Origin of the sequence: Amycolatopsis vastitatis (assembly GCF_002234595.1) — a bacterium.
GTDB classification, from domain to species: Bacteria; Actinomycetota; Actinomycetes; order Mycobacteriales; family Pseudonocardiaceae; genus Amycolatopsis; species Amycolatopsis vastitatis.
This window is the reverse complement of record NZ_NMUL01000006.1, coordinates 157,694-176,282: the sequence shown is the minus strand read 5'-3', so window position 1 is coordinate 176,282 and position 18,589 is coordinate 157,694. Positions and strand designations below refer to the sequence as shown.

Below are 18,589 nucleotides of genomic sequence, written 5' to 3'. Positions count from 1 at the left end.
TCGGCCGGCTCAGACGTGCGGGTCGACGTCGTGGTGGTGGTAGTCGGCGTGGTGGTCGTGCCCGCCGTGGTGGTGCTCCTGCTCGTGCTCGTGGCCGTGGTGGTGCTCGGTGGCGGCTTGCTCGTTGAACTGGTTGCCGCCGTGGCCGTGGGCCTGCTCGTTCTGGAAGACGTTCCCGTGCCCGCCCGTGGCGGCCTGCTCGTTGAACTGATTGCCGCCGTGGCCGTGGGCCTGCTCGTTCTGGAAAATGTTCCCGTGACCGCCGGTCGAGGCCTGCTCGTTGAACTGGTTCCCGCCGTGACCGCCGGAGCCCTGCTCGTTCTGGAAGATGCTCCCGTGACCGCCGGTCGAGGCCTGCTCGTTGAACTGGTTCCCGCCGTGACCGTGGGCCTGCTCGTTCTGGAAAATGTCACCGCGACCACCCGTGGAAGCCTGCTCGTTGAACTGATTCCCACCGTGACCACCCGAGCCCTGCTCGTTCTGGAAAATGTCACCGCGACCACCCGTGGAAGCCTGCTCGTTGAACTGGTTCCCACCGTGACCACCCGAGCCCTGCTCGTTCTGGAACACGTCACCGTGGCGACCGGCCGAGGCCTGCTCGTTGAACTGATTGCCGCCACGCCCGGAGCCCTGCTCGTTCTGGAAAATGTCGCCGCGACCACCCGTGGCGGCCTGCTCGTTGAACTGGTTCCCACCGGAACCGCCCGAGCCCTGCTCGTTCTGGAAGATGTCGCCACCGCGACCACCCGTCGAAGCCTGCTCGTTGAACTGGTTCCCGCCCGAGCCACCCGAACCCTGCTCGTTCTGGAAAATGTCCCCCGAACCGCCCGCGGACGCCTGCTCGTTGAACTGGTTCCCGCCGGAACCGGCCGAGCCCTGCTCGTTCTGGAAAACGTCGCCCGATGAAGTCGTCATCCTGTGCGCTCCTGATCTTCGGATCGGTGAAGCCGGTGCCCCTCCGTTGTCATCCAGTCTTGGGCCGCGGGCCCCTCCGGTCATGAGTAGCGCTCTACTCGGCTTCTCGGCGGCGGCCGGCGCGGACTACCTATGGGGCGTCGGCGGGGGTACTCCCCGGCTCCGGCCTGCCCACCACCGAGGCGAGCTCGCCGCGCCCGGAGATACCCAACTTGGCGTAGACGCCGTGCAGCACGTTGTCGACCGTCCGGACCGACACGACCAGCCGGTCCGCGACCGCGCGGCTCGTGAGCCCGGTCGCCACCAGGCGGGCGATCTCCAGCTCGCGCACCGTCAGGTCGAGCGGCGTGTCCAGCAGCGCCAGCGCCGGCGTCGCCGCGTCCTCGCAGGACGCCAGCCACGCCCGGGCCCGCTGGGCCGACGTGACCGCGCTGCCGAGCTTCCCGGCCGCGCGGTGGGCGCGGGACGCCTGGGCCGCCGCTTCCGCCGCGAGCAGCCGCGCGCCGGTGTCGGCGAACGCCGTCGCGACGGCGTCCAGCCCGGCCGCGTCCGCCGCCGACAGGGCACGCGCGTGAGCCGCGTACACCAGCTCCAGGAGCCCGCCTCCGTCCGGCGGAACGTCCGTGTCCACCCCGAACCGGACCAGGTCGTGGCGGATCTCGGCCGCGACGCCGTGCCCGCCCGCCGCCTCGGCGGCGGCCGCGGCTTCGGCGGCGAGGCTTGCGGCACGGGACGATTCACCTCGCGCCGCCGCCGCCCAGGCGCGGGCCCACCCGCCGAGCGGACCCGGCAGGTCCACGTCCTCGGGCCGCCCGCTCATCGCCGTCGCCCGGGCCAGCGCCGCCGCGACGGCGGGGCGGAACTCGTGCGGCTGGTCGTGCCCGTCGACGACCAGGGCCTCCCGAAACCTGCGGATCGCGCCACGGATGTTGCCGTAGGCCAGCGCGACCGTGCCGAGCGACGCCGCCGCGGCGGCGAGGGCCGGGCCCCAGCGGTCGCCGACCGCGTCCCGGTAGCCCGCGCCGGCCAGGTCTTCGGCTTCCTCGAGCCGTCCCGCCCGGCACAACGCGACGATCCGGGCGTGCTCCAGCCGGACTCTCGCCCCGGGCGCGGAAGCGTCGGAAATCCGCGCCGCGACGGCGAGTCCTTCTTCGACGACGGCGAGGCAGGCCTCGGTGCGGCCGCTTTCGGCCAGCGCCCCGGCCGCGGCCACCAGCGCCCCGAGCCGGAGCGGGTCGCCGCGGCGGTTGCGGTCCAGGACCGGTCCGAGCAGGTCGAGGGCGCTCCGGCAGGCACCCGCCGCCGCGCGCAGCGCCGCCCGCGCGGTGACCAGCTCGTCCGCGGTCCGGGACACCAGCGTCTCCGCGGTGTCCAGCACGGCCTCGGCGTCGTCCGCGCGGCCGAGGCCGAACGCCAGGTTGAGCGCCCGGGTCGCGGCGACGCGCGCGTGCTGCGCGTCCGAAACCGTCTCGCCGGCCAGCTCCGCCAGGAGTTCGTCGGCGTCGGCGTGCCGTCCGCCGGCGATCCGGACCTGGGCGAGCAGGAACTTCGCCGCGAACCCGCCGCCCGACCGGGCGGCTTCCGCCGCCAGCTGTTCGGCCTGCGGGAAGTCCTTGCGCAGCAACGTCTCCGCGGCGGCGCGGGCGAGCTGGGGGTCGATCGGCAGCCCGGCGGCCAGCCGCCACCGCATCAGCCGGGGCTTGTCCTCGGCCCGCCGGGCTCCGGTGAGGTCCAGGGTCTGGGCGAGGATCCGGTAGGTGTCGCGCTGGCGCAGCGGGGACGTCCGGCGCCGGATCACCTCGGCGTAGAGCGGGTGCGCGAGCCGGACGTTCAGCCGGCGGCCGGTGCGTTCCGACACGACGAGCCCGGCCTGTTCGGCCGAAGCGAGGACGCGCCCGGCGCCCAGCCGGACGAGCGGCTCACAGCCCAGCGGCTCCCCGAAGGCCAGCAGTTCCAGCAGCCGCCGTTCGTCGGCGTCGACCCGGTCGGTGCGGGTTTCGATCAGCTCGACCAGCCGCGGGGTCGCGGTCAGCGCGCCGCTCCACCGCCACACCCCGTCGACGGCCGACAGCGAACCGCTGTCCAGGCCGCCCTGCACGAGTTCGCGCAGGAACAGCGGGTTCCCGAGGGACAGGTGCCACAGCCGGTGCTCCGCGCCGTCTTCGAGCCGGCCGCCCAGCGCCGCGGTGATCAGCTCGGTGGTCTGCGGACGGGTGAGCTCGCGGACGTCGATCCGCTCGGCGACGCGGTCCTTCCACATCGCGAACACCGGGTCGGGCACGCTCACGCCGTGCGGCGCGATCACGATCACGAACGCCGACGCGGTCGCGGCCAGCTGGTGCACCAGGGTCGCGGACAGGTCGTCGAGCAGGTGGGCGTCGTCGACGCAGAGCACCAGACGCCGGCCTTCCGCGCCGCGGGTGAGGTGGCCGGCGACCCGGTTGAGCCGGTGCGCGCGGTCCGCCGTGCCGTCGGCGCTGCCGGGCAGCAGGTGCGCGAAGGCGCCGAACGGGATGGTCGACGCGGACGACATCGCGCGCACCCAGTGCGTGCGCGCGCCGCCGTCGGCCAGCTCGGCCAGCAGCACCTTGGCCAGGCGTGTCTTGCCGGCGCCGGCGCGCCCGGTCAGCAGCAGCCCGCACACCTCGGCGTCGGCCAGTGCCCGGCGCGCGGACACCAGTTCCTGTTCGCGGCCGACCAGCGGCCAGTCGTTCGCCACACCCACTGCCTCCCCGTCCCTCGCCGGCTTCCCGGTGGCCGCGCACACCCGTCGCTCGGATAATGACCACGCCGGGCCCCGCCGAGTACCGGATCGGCGCGACGATTTGGCATGAATCGACGAACGGCACGGCAAATGCGACACATCGGACAGTCGATCTCCGATTTCGTGAGCATTTCCCGTGCCTTCCGCGGAAACCGTGATCAAAGATTCTTTTTTCTGAGCCACCGTCATTCCTGGGACGTGCGGCGGCACCCCCGCGTTCCGGTCACTTCTTGCCGGTCTTCGCCAGGCAGAGCACGACGCCGGTCTGGCCCTCCTTCCCCTCCCAGAAGACCTGTTCGGCGTCCGGATAGGCGGTGCAGGCGCTGACCTGAGCCTCGGTCTGCGTCTTGCCCTCGACACGCGCGACGACCTTCAGCGTCGCGTTGTCCGCTCCGCAGTCGACGATCTTCACGGAGTTCGAGCCGCTTTCGGTGACGCAGTTGCCGGTCTGCGCGTTCTCGCCGTTGTCCCGGCTGGCCACCCAGACCAGGGCGAGCACCGCGGCGACGACGATCAGGAAAACGGTCAGCACGATCTTCTGCCGCCGCTTCGATTTCCCGGGCACGGCGGGCGGCTGCGCGGCTTCGGGTCCTTCGGTGTGGGTCATGATGGTTCCTCCCTCGAAAACCAGCTGTCACCTCCCGGGCGTTCCACGACGTTCCATGACGTTCCACTCGGTGTTCGCCAGACAGCGCCCCGCCGGACGGCCAGGATGAACCACACCCCGTTCCCGACGTGAGGATCCGAGGATGACCCGTCTGCCCGCGCTCGCCGTCTCCGCACTCGTGACCGCCGCGGTCCTGGCCCCGGCCACCGCCCACGCCGCGAGCCCGCCGTTCACCGGCGCGGTGTTCCGGGCGACGCACAACAGCTATTCGGGCAACGTCGACGGCGCCAAGAACTCCCTCGCCCACCAGCTCGACCACGGAGTGCGCTTCATCGAGCTCGACGTGCACGACAACGGCTACGCCACGACCCACGACTACGCGGTCGGGCACGGCTCGCCCGGCGACCTCGTCGACCACAGCGGCGGCAACCCGGCGTCGGACAACCTCCGCGACTGGCTGACGACGGTGAACACGTGGTCGGCGCAGCACCCGGGCGCCGCGCCGATCGTCGTCATGCTCGACCTCAAGGACGACCTGACCGACAACCCGTCCTACGCGGCGGGCAACCTGACCGCGCTCAACCAGGAACTTGAGTCCGTTTTCGGCGCCCGGCTGCTGCGGGCGCAGGACTACCCGGTGGGCGAGCCCACCGTGGACGCGTTGCGCGGGCGCGTGCTGGCCCTGCTCTCCGGCGACGGCACGAGCCGCGGCGAGTACAAGCGCGACGTCGGCTACCACCCGGCGGTCGCGCTCGACGGCCGCGGCCGGATCGTCGAGGTGCACGACTCGGGCGCCGGCGGGCTCTGGTACTGGACCGGGACCTACGGCGCCGACGGCCGGATCACCTGGCTGCGGCACGGGAAGTACGACAACGGCCAGACCCCGGCCGTCGCGCTGAACGACGACGGCGACCTCGTCGAGGTGCACCAGTCGCCGGGCGCGACGACGCTCTGGTCCCACGTCGGCAAGCTCGGCGCGGACGGCGAGATCACCTGGCAGGCCAGTCACCAGTACGACAACGGTGTGCTGCCGACCGTCGCCTTCACCGACGGGACGCACGTGCGGGAGATCCACCGGAGCCAGAGCACCAGCCAGAACTGGACCTGGAACGGCACACTGGCGGGCACGGCGGTGTCGTGGACCGGCAACGCCCGGACGGCGGACGCGCGGTACGCCAAGGAGACCGCCACCGGCGGCGGCCGCCGGGTCACCGTGTGGACCGGCGCGGACGGCCCGACCCCGGCGCAGACGCTGCGCGCGGACACCGACCGCGTCACCGGCGACCGGATCCGCTACCGGCAGGTCGCGTTCGACGAGTTCCAGCAGGGCGACAGCGCGGAGCTCCAGCAGGGTGCGCTGTTCTACGGCGCGCCCGCGACGGAGTCGGCGTTCATCACCGCCGCCCGCCGGTCGGGCAAGCTGGTCCGCGGCTGGGACTTCGACTCGGCGGGCCAGGCGACGACACCCCTGGCGAACTACCCGGCGACGAACCACCCGTACGACGCCTGGTACCAGAACCTGCTCGATCAGGCGGGCGCGGTCGAGTAGGGCCTTCGTCGTCGCACCCCCGGAACTGTCGGTGCCCTCCGGTAGCGTGGAAAACGGGGGGGCGCCCCCGCGAGCAGGTCCGCGCGCCGCTCAGGCGGGGTGGTAGCAGCAGCGGGTCCCCGTCCGGACCCCGTCACGCAGGACGCCGCCGATCACCGCGTCGGCCTCGGCGACGCGGGCGAGTGCGCGGCGGATCGCCTTGCCGACGGCGATCCGGGCCTTCTCCTCCGCCCCGGCGAACTCGCGGACCCGGCCCGCCAGCCCGGCCGCCGCGGAGAGCTCGTCCACCAGCCAGTCGCGTTCGGCCCGCAGCCGTTCGGCGCGGCGGTCGTCGGCCGCGTGTTCGTCGAGCTCGGCTTCCAGGGTCGCCAGCCACCTGCGGTAGTGGCTGGTGGCCACCGGGTCGAGGACCGGCTGCGCGGACGTCCGCGCGGGGAGCGCCCCCGCGGCCAGCACGACGGCCGGGAGGTCCTGGCCGGGGTTCTCCAGCAACGTCGCCAGGTACTTCATGCCGACGCTGTGCCCGACCAGCACCGAACGGCCGCCCAAGGCGAACATCCACCGCGCGCCGTGCCGGCGGCAGGTGACCCGCGCCGCCGAACGCGGCGGTGCGGCGGGCAACGCCATCCCCAGCCCGGCCGCCTCCCGCGCCGCCGCGGCCAGCTCACGCCCGGCTTCGGCGGAAGACGGCCCCAGCGCCTGCGCGAGCCGCGCCCGGGACATCGCCGCCGCCGGCCAGTGCGCCAGGGCCAGGTTGTCCCGCACCGCCGCCCGGAAGTGGCCCGCCGCGCGCCCGGTCTCACCCGCGGTCAGCATCGCCACGCCCAGCGCGTGCTGCACCGAGCCGAAGCAGGCGACGGCGAGGCTGGCCGTCATCGGCAGCCGTGCGAACGGCGTGAGCAGCGCATACGCGGCCTGCGCCGATTCGACGTCGGAAAGCAGGTACGCCGACTCGACGATCCCGTACATCGCCACCAGCCAGCTGCTCGACCGGGGCAGCAGCGCCAGGTCGCGGCCCCGCAGGCGGGCCAGGGCACCGGCCGCCTCCCGTTCGTCACCCGCCGCCGCGGCGGCCACGGCCAGCGCCGCGACCGGCGCGTTGTCGACCGCGCTCAGCGTCGGCGAGTTCGCCGTCTCCCGCAGCATCGGCAGCAGTTCGGCGACCCGGCCCTGGTACCAGCGGATCGCCACCAGCTGCGCGGCGTACCAGCCGGTCGCGTCGGCGTCGCCGGCCAGCTCGCCGCGTTCCGCGCAGGCCGCCGCGCGCGCCTCCGCCGTCGCGAAGTCGCCGGCGCGGATCGTGAGCATGACGTCGATCGCGTCGAGCACGAACCCGACCGCGAGGTGGTCCCGCCCGGCCAGCGAGGCGCGCAGGTCGGCCAGGCCGCGCCGGGCGTGCGGGTCGCCGTCGAGGAAGGCGTCGACCGTTCCCCAGAGCGTCCCCATCAGCAGGTCGGTGCGCCGCGAGGTGCGGAAGCCTTCGGTGATCAGCTCCTGCGCCAGTACCCGGCGCCGGACGCCGTGATCGGGGCCGAGCAGGCAGTGGTGGGCCAGGCTCGAGGCTTCGGCCCAGGCCACCGGGTCGCCCGCGCCTTTGGCCTCTTCGAGCACCGCGAGGATCGCGTCGCTCTGCCCTGCCGCGTAGTCGGCTTCGCCCGCGAGCCGCGCCTTGAGCCGCAAGGCCAGCGAGGAGCCCGGATCGACCGCCGTGCGGGCGCAGCGCAGCCGTGCCCGCAGCAAGGCCGCCGCGGGCGCGCTCCGGTGCTCGTGGACCCACAACCCGGCCATGCCGAGTGCGGCGCGGGCCATCCCGTCGCCGTCACCCCCCGCTTCGGCGGCCCGGTAGGCGCGGTCGAACCACGCCCGGCCGGCGCGCAGGTCGCCGTCGTCTTCGACGGCGCGTTCGCCGTTGCGCAGAAGTTCGCCGACGCCCGTGGCCGCCGGTGCCGTTTCGATGGCAGGCATGGCCGCCCCCTCTCCCCGGCGAAGATGGTGCCTCCGGCGACCGCCCGGGGTCAACACGGGGAATCCCGCGGGCCGGCCGGGTATTTTCCGGCGGCCGGCTGTCCATTCGCGACAGTGCCGGACATCCGCTGACGGTCGCCGTCAGCGCTTCGCCAGTGACCGGTAAGCCGCCGCGGCGACGCTCTGCCGCATGAAGAACCTCTCCGTCCTGATCTCCGGCGCGAGCATCGCCGGCCCCGCCCTCGCCTCCTGGCTGACTCGCTACGGCTGCGCCGTCACCGTCGTCGAACGCGCGCCCGCGGTGCGGCCCGGCGGCCAGGCCGTCGACTTCAAGGGCGCCACCCACCGGACCGTCCTGGAGCGGATGGGCGTCCTCGACGAGATCTTCGAGCGGCAGACCGGGGGCCAGGACCAGACGATCGTCGACGCCGCCGGACGCCCGCGGGCGGTGATCCCCGGCGAGTTCACCGGCGGCGAGATCGAGATCCGCCGCGGCGACCTGGCCGAGATCCTCTACGAGCACTCGGACTGCGAGTACCTCTTCGGCGACACCATCACGGCGCTGACCGAGACCGCGGACGGCGTCGACGTCACCTTCGCCCACGCGCGGCCGCGCCGGTTCGACCTGGTCGTCGGCGCCGACGGCATCCATTCGAACGTCCGGCGGCTGGCGTTCGGCCCGGAACGCGACTACGTCCAGTACCTCGGCTACCACTACGCCCTGGCCGAGCTCGGCGAAAAGGCCGCCGACGGCGAAGCGGTGATGTACAACGAGCCGGGCCGGATGGCCGCCGTCGGCGGGCCGAAGGCGTCGGCCTTCTTCGTGTTCGCCTCACCCGAGCTGGACTACGACCGCGGCGACACGGACAAGCAGCGGCAGCTGCTGATCGACGCCTACCAGGACGCCGGCTGGCGGGTGCCGGAGCTGATGGCCCGGATCCCGCAGGCTCGCGAGTTCTACCTGGACTCGCTCAGCCGGGTCACGATCGACCGCTACTCCCGCGGCCGGGTCGTGCTGCTCGGCGACGCGGCCTACGGCAACACCCTCGGCGGCTTCGGGACCGGCCTGGCGGTCGTCGGCGCGTACGTGCTCGCCGGGGAGCTGCTCGAAGCCGGAGGCGACCACCGGGTCGCGTTCGCCCGCTACGAGGAGCTGATGCGGGACTACGCGAAGATCTCGCAGCGCGGCAGCGCGGGGCCGTTCCTCGCGCCGCCGTCGCCACTGCGGATCCGGCTGCGGGACTGGACGTTCAAGTCCCGCTTCCTGCTCGGCCTGATGCTCAAGGCGACCGACATGTTCGCCACCGACATCGCGCTGAAGGACTACGCCTCGGGCTCGTAGGCCAGGTTCGGCCGCAGCCACTGCTCCACCTCGGCGACCTCGACGCCCTTGCGGCGCGCGTAGTCCTCGATCTGGTCGCGGCCGAGCCGCCCCACGGTGAAGTAGCGGGAGTCCGGGTGCGCGAAGATCAGTCCGGACACGCTCGCCGCCGGCGTCATCGCGAACGACTCCGTCAGGCCCATGCCCAGCTGGTCCGCTTCCAGCAGCTCGAACAGCTCGCGCTTCTGGCTGTGGTCGGGGCTGGCCGGGTAGCCCAGCGCCGGGCGGATGCCGCGGAAGCGCTCCGCGTGCAGGTCCTCGAGCTTCGGCTGGGCGTCCGGCTCGAACCAGTCGCGGCGGGCCCGCAGGTGGATGTGCTCGGCGAACGCCTCGGCGAGCCGGTCGGCCAGCGCCTTGACCATGATCGCGCGGTAGTCGTCCTGCTCGGCCTCGAACCCCTTGGCCAGCGCTTCGGCGCCGTGGATGGCCACCGCGAAGCCGCCGAGGTGGTCGCCCGCCGGGGCGATGTAGTCCGCGAGACAGCGGTTCGCGCGGTCCGCCGGCTTCGCCGTCTGCTGCCGCAGCATGGGGAACCGGACGTGCGAGAACTCGCCGTCGAGCAGGATGTCGTCGCCTTCGCTGTGCGCCGGCCAGTACGCGTACGCGCCCTTCGCGGTCAGGCCGCCGTCGTCGGCGATGATCTGGTCGAGCAGGGTGTTCGCGTCGTCGAACAGCTCCCGGGCGACCGGCTGGTCGAGGATCGCCGGGTACTTGCCCTTGAGCTCCCACGCGAGGAACAGGAACTGCCAGTCGATCATCTCCCGCAGCTCGGCGATCGACGGCGTGAGCACGCGGACACCGGTGAACGCCGGCGTCGGCAGGTCGTCGAACGCCACGCGCTCGGGGTTCGCGCGGGCCCGCTCGACGCTGAGCATCGGGCGGCGCTGCTTGTTCGCGTGCTGCTCGCGCAGGATCTCCTGGTCGGCCCGGTTCTTCTCGGTCAGCGCGATCGAGCGGTCGGGGTCGAGCAGGTCGGACACGACGCCGACCACGCGGGACGCGTCGAGCACGTGCACCGTCGCGTTGTCGTAGGCCGGGGCGATCTTGACCGCGGTGTGCTGGCGGGACGTCGTCGCGCCGCCGATGAGCAGCGGAATCTTCAGCCCGCGCCGCTGCATTTCGGTGGCGACGTTGACCATCTCGTCGAGCGACGGCGTGATCAGCCCGGACAGCCCGACCGCGTCGGCGCCTTCGGTGACCGCGGTGTCGAGGATCTTCGCCGCCGGCACCATCACGCCGAGGTCGATCACCTCGTAGTTGTTGCAGCCCAGCACCACGCCGACGATGTTCTTGCCGATGTCGTGGACGTCGCCCTTGACCGTGGCGAGCACGACCTTGCCCTGCCCGTTCGACACCGCGGCCCGGCCCGCCAGCCGGGCCTCCTCCTTTTCGGCCTCCATGAACGGCTCGAGGTAGGCGACCGACCGCTTCATCACCCGGGCGCTCTTGACCACCTGCGGGAGGAACATCTTGCCGGAGCCGAACAGGTCGCCGACGATCTTCATGCCGTCCATCAGCGGGCCTTCGATGACCTCGAGGGGCCGCGCCATCGTCCGGCGCGCTTCTTCGGTGTCTTCCTCGATGTAGTCGACGATGCCGTGCACGAGCGCGTGCGACAGCCGTTCCGCCACCGTGCCTTCGCGCCACGACAGGTCGACGACGCGCTTGGTGCCGCTGCCCTTGACGTTCTCCGCGAAGCTCACCAGCCGGTCGGTGGCGTCTTCGCGCCGGTCGAACAACACGTCCTCGACCAGTTCCAGCAGGTCCGCCGGGATGTCCTGGTACACGGCGAGCTGGCCGGCGTTGACGATGCCCATGTCCAGCCCGGCCTTGACGGCGTGGAAGAGGAACGCCGAGTGCATCGCCTCGCGCACGACGTCGTTGCCGCGGAAGGAGAACGACAGGTTCGAGATGCCGCCGCTGGTCCGCGCGCCCGGGCAGCGCTCCTTGATCCGGGGCAGCGCCTCGATGAACGCCTTCGCGTAGCCGTTGTGCTCAGCGATGCCGGTGGCGACGGCCAGGACGTTCGGGTCGAAGATGATGTCCTCGCCCGCGAAGCCCGCCTCCTGCGTCAGCAGGTCGTACGCGCGGCCGCAGATCTCGACCTTGCGGTCGGCGGTGTCGGCCTGGCCGCGCTCGTCGAAGGCCATCACGACGACGCCGGCGCCGTAGTTCCGGATGGTGCGGGCCTGGGCGAGGAACGGCTCCTCGCCTTCCTTGAGGCTGATCGAGTTGACCACGCCCTTGCCCTGCACGCAGCGCAGGCCGGCTTCGAGCACGGTCCACTTGGAGCTGTCGACCATCACCGGGATCCGGGCCACCTCGGGCTCGGTGGCGATGAGGTTGAGGAACGTCGTCATCGCCTGCTCGGAGTCGAGCAGGTCGGCGTCCATGTTGACGTCGAGCAGGTTGGCCCCGCCGCGGACCTGCTCCAGCGCGACGTCGACGGCACCCTGGTGGTCGCCCGACTCGATGAGCCGCCGGAACCTCTTGGAGCCGGTGACGTTGGTGCGCTCGCCGATCATGACGAACCCGGTGTCGGCGCCGATCCCGAACGGCTCCAGCCCGCTGAAGCGCATGTGCGTGCGCGGCGCCGGCACCTCACGCGGGCTGAGGCCCTTCGCCGCGGCCGCGATCTTCCCGATGTGCGCCGGTGTCGTGCCGCAGCAGCCGCCGACCACGTTGACCAGGCCGTCCCGGACGAACCCGCCGAGCAGCCCGGCCGTCTCCTCCGGCGTCTCGTCGTAGCCGCCGAACGCGTTCGGCAGGCCGGCGTTCGGGTGGCAGGCGACGTAGGTGTCGGCGAGCCGGGAGAGCTCCTCGACGTGCGGGCGCGCCTCAGCCGCCCCCAGCGCGCAGTTGACCCCCACGACCAGCGGTTTCGCGTGCTCGACCGAGTTCCAGAACGCCTCGACGGTCTGCCCCGACAGCGTCCGCCCGCTCAGGTCGACGATGGTGACGGAGATCCACAGCGGCAGGTGCGGGGCGACCTCGCGCGCGGCGGCGACCGCGGCCTTGCAGTTCAGCGTGTCGAAGATCGTCTCGACGAGCAGCAGGTCGACGCCGCCCTCGGCGAGCCCGGCGATCTGCTCGGCGTAGGTGGCTTTGACCTGCTCGAACGTGACGGCCCGGTAAGCCGGGTCTTCGACCTTGGGCGACAGGCTGAGCGTGACGTTGAGCGGGCCGATCGACCCGGCGACGAACTTGCCGCCTGCTTCATCGGCGGCCTGGCGGGCGAGCTGCGCGCCGCGGACGTTCATCTCGTGGACGTACGCCTGGAGCCCGTAGTCGGCCTGGCCGATGCTGGTCGCGGTGAAGGTGTTCGTCGTGGTGATGTCCGCGCCCGCGGCCAGGTACTGGCGGTGCACGTCGAGGATGACGTCCGGGCGGGTGAGGTTGAGCAGGTCCGGGTCACCGGTGACGTCGTGGGTGTGGTCACCGAAGCGGTCGCCGCGGTAGTCGGCCGGGGTGAGCCCGGCGCCCTGCAGCATGGTGCCCCAAGCGCCGTCCAGGACCGCCACGCGCTGGTCGAGCAGCTCGCGCAGCCGCACTCCCGAGTCGAACGCCGTGGACTCGTGCGGGGTGTTCACCGGCAGCCTCCCTTGGTCGGGAGGCGCCCTTGGTTGGTCATTCCCGGCCGAGCGTGGCGGACCCGGTGGTCCGTTGCAGCGCCTCTCGGCTTGTGGTCCACGGTATCGGAACCGGGCCCGCGCACGCCATCCCGCCTCACCGCGGTGTCCACGGACTGGGACACTGTGTGTCCACAATGGATTTTCCGCCGCACTTCGCCTCCGTCGTGTCCGCTTCCGGGGCCATCCACGATGCCGTGTCTCGCAGCCACGTTCTGCTTCCCACCTGCTTACCCGGATCGCCTCGACCATCGCTCGACCGCCACTCGACGTTACTCTCCGCGTTTGCGTTGCCACTTTTCGCACTCGGAGGCGACCTTGAAAACTGAAACACGTTCTAATACGCTCCTCGGGTGGACTACGGAATCGTGCTGTTCACCAGCGACCGGGGCATCACTCCGGCGGCCGCGGCGCGCACCGCCGAGGCCGCGGGGTTCTCGACCTTCTACGTGCCCGAGCACACGCACATCCCGGTGAAGCGCGAGTCGCCACACCCGCGCACCGGCGACGCGTCCCTGCCCGACGACCGCTACAGCCGCACGCTCGACCCGTGGGTGGCGCTGGCGACGGCGGCGGCCGTCACCGAGCGGATCCGGCTCTCCACCGCCGTCGCCCTCCCGGTCGAGAGCGACCCGATCACGCTCGCCAAGACGATCGCCAGCCTCGACCACCTCTCCGGCGGGCGCGTCACGCTCGGCACCGGGTTCGGCTGGAACGTCGACGAGCTGACCGACCACGGCGTGCCCGGGAACCGCCGCCGCACCGCGCTGCGCGAGTACCTGGAGGCGATGAGGGCATTGTGGACCCAGGAAGAAGCCTCCTACGACGGGGAGTTCGTCTCCTTCGGGCCCAGCTGGGCGTGGCCGAAGCCGGTCCAGGCCCACATCCCGGTGCTGCTCGGCGCGGGCCCGACCGAGAAGACGTTCCGGTGGATCGCGCGGCACGCGGACGGCTGGATCACCACCCCGGCCGACAGCGACCTGGACGGGCACGTGGCGCTGCTGAAGGAAATCTGGTCGGCGGAGGGCCGCTCGGACGCGCCCCGGATCTGCGCACTCGGCGAGCGACCGGACCCGGACCGCCTGGCGCACCTGGATTCCCTGGGCGTGACCGAGACGATCTTCGGCCTCCCCGACCGTTCGCCGGAGGAGGTCGAGGCCTGGATCGCCCGGCTCGCCGGCAAGCTCACCCTCGCCCCCGCGCACTGAGCCTTCCGGAACGGCTCATTCGACGCGTTCGGCGGACGGGAGGTGGACGACGACGTCCAGCCCTCCCGCCGGGCGAGCGGCGATGGTGGTCCGGCCTCGGTGCGCGGCGACAACCGCGTCGACAATGGACAGTCCAAGGCCGGTACCGCGGTCGGTGTGGATCCGTGCCCCGTCGCCGCGGACGAACGGTTCCCGGAGCCGGTCGACGGCCTCCGGCGCGATCGGCACACCGCTGTTCGCGATGCGCAGGAACGCCCGCCCCTCCGTGCTGCCGGTGGCGACCTCGACGTGGCCTCCGGGACGGTTGTGGCGGACGGCGTTGTCGACCAGGTTGCCGCACATCCGTTCCAGCAGGACCGGCTCACCGCTGACCGGCGCGGGCCGCAGGTCGGCTCGCACGGTGAGGTCCACGCCGTCGAGGCTGTTCGCCACGACCTCGGCGAGGTCGACGCGGTGCCGGCGGCCGGCGCCCGCTTGGCTGCGGGCCAGCGCCAAGAGCCCGTCGAGGGTGCGCCGGCTCCGCTCGACGGCGGTCCGGACGTCGCCGGCCATGGCCAGCAGTTCTTCGGTACCGGGCCGGCTGTCGAGGGTGACATCGATGGCGGTGCGCATGGTGGTCAGCGGGGTACGCAGCTCGTGGGCGGCGTTGGCGGTGAACATGCGCTGGCTCGCGAGCACCCGGTCGCGTTCGGTGACGCCCTCGGAGATGCGGTCCAGCATCCCGTTGATGGTGCCGGCCAGGGTGGCGAGCTCGTCGGCGGGCGTGGTGACCGGCACCCGCTCGGACAGGTTCTCCGCCGACAGGCGTCGTGCGGTGGCGGAGATCGTGCGGAGGGGTCGCAGGACCCGCCCGGCCACCAGCCATCCCACGACCGCGGCGAGCGCCGTCACCACCGCGAGCGCGATCGCGGCCTGGGTGACGAAGTCGGTGAGGGTGACCGCCTTGACCGACGGCGGCAATGGCGGGATTTCCTCCGGACCCGGTGACGGGCCGACGGTGATGACCGACACCCGATGGCCGCCGTTCCGGCTCATCAGCAGGTAGGTGAGCGTGGTCAAGAGGGCGCCGGCGGCGAGAACCAGTGCGGCGTACAGCATCGTGAGCCTGCCGCGGGCGGTCATGGGGTGATCCGGTAGCCGGCACTCGGCACGGTCTCGATGAGCGGCGGGTCGCCGAGCTTGCGCCGCAACGTACCGACGGTGATCCGGACCGCGTTGGTGAACGGGTCGGCGTGCTCGTCCCACACCTTGTCCAGCAACGTTTCCGCGCTCGCCACCGCGCCCCCGGCGGCGAGCAGGTGCTCGAGCACGCCGAACTCCTTGGGCGTCAGGTGCAGGAGCCGGCCCGCGCGCTCCGCGGCGCGCCGGGCGGGGTCGAGCACCACGTCGCCGGCGCGCAGGACCGGTGGCATCGCGGGCGCGCTGCGGCGGGACAGCGCGCGCACCCTGGCGACGAGCTCGGAGAACGCGAACGGCTTGCCGAGGTAGTCGTCGGCGCCCAGCGTGAGCCCCTCGACCCGGTCCTCGACGGTGCGGGACGCGGTGAGCATCAGGATCCGCGCCGCGCCGCGCTCGGCGAGCTCGCGGCACACCGTGTCCCCGTGCACCACGGGGAGATCCCGGTCCAGGACGACGACGTCGTAAGGCGTGACCACGCACTTGTCCAGCGCGGAGCGCCCGTCGAACGCGACGTCGACGGCGAACCCGTGCTTACGCAGGCCGGCCGCGACGTACTTGGCCAACGGTTGCTCGTCCTCGACCAGCAGCACCCGCACCCGGCCAGTCTCCCGCGGGCGACATATGGATCACGTATGGGCCGGCCATCGGTCCCCGATCGGCCGTGCTCGGTACACCTCCGGCCATGACCACGACACGACGATCCGTACTGGGCGTGCTCGGCGCCTCCGGTGCGCTGCTCGCCACCGGTGCCGTCCCCGGAGCAGCGACCGGAGCCGCCGTCAGCCCCACACCCGCCGACGTGCGCGCGTTCGACCAGTTCGTCAAGGAACAGGCGGCCGTGGACGCGTTCGCCGGCAGCCTGCTGCTGGTCCATCGAGGACGCCCCGTGCTGGCCAGGTCCTACGGCCGGGCCAACGACACCGCCCTCAACGGCCCGGACACGCTGTTCGCCATGGCCTCGGTGACGAAGCTCTTCACGGCGGTCGCCATCGCCCAGCTCGCGCAGGCCGGCAAGATCGCCTACACCAGCACGCTGGGCACCTATGTAAGCGGCTTCCCCGCCGAGATCGCCGACACCGTGAAGGTCCACCACCTCCTCACCCACACGTCCGGCCTCGGCGACACCTTCACGATGCCCGGGTACCTGGCGGAAGCGCTTACCTGGACCAGCGTCGACCAGGTCATGAACGGCACGACGGACTACATCCGCCGCACCTCGCTCGAGTTCGCGCCGGGAGCCGGCTCCCGGTACAGCAACGCCGCCTACCACGTGCTCGGCGCGATCGTGGCCCAGGTGTCCGGAAAGTCCTACTACGACTACGTGCGCGAGCACGTGTTCCGTCCGGCCGGCCTGACCACCACGGACTTCTACACCAGGCCACAGTGGCATACGGACCCCCGCATCGCGCACCCCTACGCGAAACAACCGTCGGGCGAACGCGCCGACACCATCGACCAACGGCTGTACGTCGGCACTCCCGCCGGCGACGCCTTCACGACGTGCGCCGACATGGCGCGTTTCGCCTCCGCGCTACAGGGTTCGAAGCTGCTCGACCGCGCCTTCACGGGCATCACGCTCAGCGGCAAGGTGCCCCCTCCGCCGCAGCCCGGGCCGCAGCCCGGCCGGACGCCCGGGGTTCCGCACGTCGGCTTCCAGTGCTACGGCCCGGTGACACTGCTGGTCAACAACCAGTGGGTGACCGGACACGGGGGCGGCGCCCCCGGCACGTCGACCGACGTCCAGATGTACCCCGGCAGCGAGTGGGTGACGGTGATCCTGAGCAACTACGACTACGACGGCGGGCCCCCGCCGGTCGTGGTGAAAGCGCGCGACATGATCACCGCGTGACTTCGGAGCGCTTCCCCGCGCCCCGGCGCGGAACAGCGAACCGACCGGCGGGGCACGGATTGCCCGTGCCCCGCCGGTGATCGACCCCCCGGGGTCAGCTCTTGGCCGCGACCCCCTGCCGCGCCCGCAGGTCCAGCTCGATCTGCTCCAGCGAGCGGCCCTTGGTCTCCGGGACCAGCCACTTGGTGAGCACGAACAGCACCACGTTGATCCCGGCGAAGACGAACATCGAGCCGCCGATGCCGAGGGACTTCGAGTCGGAGATGAGCGGGAACACCGCGCTCACGATGCCCGTCGACGCCCACAGGACGACGCTGCTGACGCCCATGCCGGTCGCGCGGTACTTCAGCGGGAACACCTCGGACATCATGACCCAGACGACCGCGCCCCAGCCGAGCTCGTAGCCGACCAGATACAGCACCATCATCACCAGCATCAGGATGCCGCGCGTGCCGGTGTCGTGGACGTTCAGCACCACGAGCCCGGCCGCCACCAGCGTGATCACCATGATCACGTTGCCGATGAGCAGCAGCGGCTTGCGGCCCCAGCGGTCCACCACGAACACGACCCACGCGGTGAACAGGAACTTCGTGACACCCAGCAGCACGCCGGACAGCAGCGCGGCCTGCGTGGCGAAGCCGAGGCCGATCAGCATCGTCGGGAAGTACGCGTTGATCGCGTTGACGCCGCTGAACTGCTGGCCGACCGCGAGCAGCAGCGCCACGACGATCATCGGCCGCACGAAACCGGAGAACAGGTCGCGGATCCGCGGCTTCTCCTCGGTGTCGAGCCGGATGACCTCGTGGATGGTCGCGATCTCCTCGTCGAGGTTCACGGTGTTGCCGTGCGCGCTGGCCAGCACCCGCCGGGCCTCGGCCTCCTGGCCGTTCTTGACCAGCCACCGCGGCGTCTCGGGCAGGAACACCAGCCCGGCGAGCAGGATCACCGCGGGCACGATCGCGCCGGCGAACATCCACCGCCAGGCCGAGATCGGGCCGAGCCAGTAGCTCACCAGGAACGCGATGAGGATGCCGAGCACGATGAAGATCTGGTTCAGCGCGCCCATCGCGCCGCGCAGCCGCGCCGGGGCCAGTTCGGACAGGTACGTCGGGACGGTCGACGACGAAAGGCCGATCCCCAGCCCGATGACCAGGCGCGAAAGCACCAGCAGCAGGAACGTCGGCGAGAAGCTCGCCGCCAGCGTGCCCACGATGACGATCCCCGCCGCGACCATGATCGTGCGGCGGCGGCCGAGGGCTTCGTTGGTGCGGCTGGAAAGCAGCGCGCCGACGATCGCGCCGACCGACAGGCTGGCGGTGATCACGCCCTTGTCCCAGCTGGTCAGCGCCCACAGTTTCCCGATGAACGGGAGCACCCCGGAGATCACGCCGAGGTCGTAGCCGAACAGGATGCCGCCGAGCGCACCGAAGAAGTACAGGGTGGTCCGGCCGATGTGCCGCGCCGGGGCCGCCCGTGTTGTCGACTGATCGGTCATTGCCTGGTCGCCTCTTTCGTAGGTCCAGTCCAGCCAGCGGCCACCACA

Annotated in this window: 12 protein-coding genes and 1 riboswitch; of the genes, 5 read left to right on the top strand and 7 right to left on the bottom strand. The window is 71.9% G+C overall.

Annotated elements, in window-relative coordinates:
• Nucleotides 1-15: 15 nt before the first annotated feature.
• On the top strand, nucleotides 16-906 hold the full coding sequence (locus tag CF165_RS53375; protein WP_205660788.1) for a hypothetical protein: 891 nt from the start codon (nucleotides 16-18) through the stop codon (nucleotides 904-906).
• Nucleotides 907-1,045: 139 nt separating this feature from the next.
• Here the strand turns inward: CF165_RS53375 and CF165_RS06875 are convergent, their stop codons facing one another.
• Together CF165_RS06875 and CF165_RS06870 are read right to left on the bottom strand one after the other, a co-directional pair.
• Complete coding sequence (locus CF165_RS06875; protein ID WP_240521475.1) at nucleotides 1,046-3,634, bottom strand: AAA family ATPase; 2,589 nt, start codon at nucleotides 3,632-3,634, stop codon at nucleotides 1,046-1,048.
• 268 nt (nucleotides 3,635-3,902) lie between these two features.
• Entirely contained in the window at nucleotides 3,903-4,286 is a 384-nt protein-coding gene (locus CF165_RS06870) for an LppU/SCO3897 family protein (RefSeq protein WP_093946568.1), read from the bottom strand.
• Nucleotides 4,287-4,428: 142 nt separating this feature from the next.
• Between CF165_RS06870 and CF165_RS06865 the strand changes: the two genes are divergently transcribed.
• Complete coding sequence (locus CF165_RS06865; protein WP_093946567.1) at nucleotides 4,429-5,835, top strand: phosphatidylinositol-specific phospholipase C domain-containing protein; 1,407 nt, start codon at nucleotides 4,429-4,431, stop codon at nucleotides 5,833-5,835.
• A gap of 90 nt (nucleotides 5,836-5,925) precedes the next feature.
• Here CF165_RS06865 and CF165_RS06860 read toward each other — a convergent pair whose 3' ends face one another.
• A complete protein-coding gene (locus CF165_RS06860; RefSeq protein ID WP_093946566.1) occupies nucleotides 5,926-7,800 on the bottom strand; it encodes an ATP-binding protein in 1,875 nt (624 codons plus the stop codon).
• A gap of 190 nt (nucleotides 7,801-7,990) precedes the next feature.
• Here CF165_RS06860 and CF165_RS06855 point away from each other — a divergent pair, with 190 nt between their 5' ends.
• Entirely contained in the window at nucleotides 7,991-9,142 is a 1,152-nt protein-coding gene (locus CF165_RS06855; protein ID WP_093946565.1) for an FAD-dependent monooxygenase, read from the top strand.
• Here CF165_RS06855 and metH read toward each other — a convergent pair.
• The gene (gene metH / locus CF165_RS06850) at nucleotides 9,124-12,771 is read right to left on the bottom strand and encodes a methionine synthase (RefSeq protein WP_093946564.1); all 3,648 of its coding nucleotides are present in this window, start codon (nucleotides 12,769-12,771) and stop codon (nucleotides 9,124-9,126) included. The two genes, CF165_RS06855 and metH, sit on opposite strands and share 19 nt — an antisense overlap.
• Before the next feature lie 14 nt (nucleotides 12,772-12,785).
• Nucleotides 12,786-12,864: riboswitch (S-adenosyl-L-homocysteine riboswitch) on the bottom strand.
• A 299-nt stretch (nucleotides 12,865-13,163) separates the two neighbouring features.
• On the opposite strand from metH, the gene CF165_RS06845 reads away from it, so the two are divergent.
• Nucleotides 13,164-14,018, top strand: coding sequence for an LLM class F420-dependent oxidoreductase (locus tag CF165_RS06845; protein WP_093946563.1), 855 nt, complete (start codon nucleotides 13,164-13,166; stop codon nucleotides 14,016-14,018).
• 15 nt (nucleotides 14,019-14,033) lie between these two features.
• Here CF165_RS06845 and CF165_RS06840 read toward each other — a convergent pair whose 3' ends face one another.
• Together CF165_RS06840 and CF165_RS06835 are read right to left on the bottom strand one after the other, a co-directional pair.
• Complete coding sequence (locus CF165_RS06840; RefSeq protein ID WP_093946562.1) at nucleotides 14,034-15,140, bottom strand: sensor histidine kinase; 1,107 nt, start codon at nucleotides 15,138-15,140, stop codon at nucleotides 14,034-14,036.
• Complete coding sequence (locus CF165_RS06835) at nucleotides 15,137-15,793, bottom strand: response regulator transcription factor (protein WP_093946561.1); 657 nt, start codon at nucleotides 15,791-15,793, stop codon at nucleotides 15,137-15,139. The genes CF165_RS06840 and CF165_RS06835 overlap by 4 nt, the downstream gene beginning before the upstream one ends.
• Nucleotides 15,794-15,879: 86 nt before the next feature.
• Between CF165_RS06835 and CF165_RS06830 the strand changes: the two genes are divergently transcribed.
• Complete coding sequence (locus CF165_RS06830; RefSeq protein WP_093946560.1) at nucleotides 15,880-17,046, top strand: serine hydrolase domain-containing protein; 1,167 nt, start codon at nucleotides 15,880-15,882, stop codon at nucleotides 17,044-17,046.
• A gap of 94 nt (nucleotides 17,047-17,140) precedes the next feature.
• Here the strand turns inward: CF165_RS06830 and CF165_RS06825 are convergent, their stop codons facing one another.
• Nucleotides 17,141-18,541 carry a sugar porter family MFS transporter gene (locus CF165_RS06825; RefSeq protein WP_205660787.1) on the bottom strand — a complete coding sequence of 467 codons (1,401 nt, stop codon included), beginning with the start codon at nucleotides 18,539-18,541 and terminating at the stop codon, nucleotides 17,141-17,143.
• Between the last annotated feature and the right edge of the window lie 48 nt (nucleotides 18,542-18,589).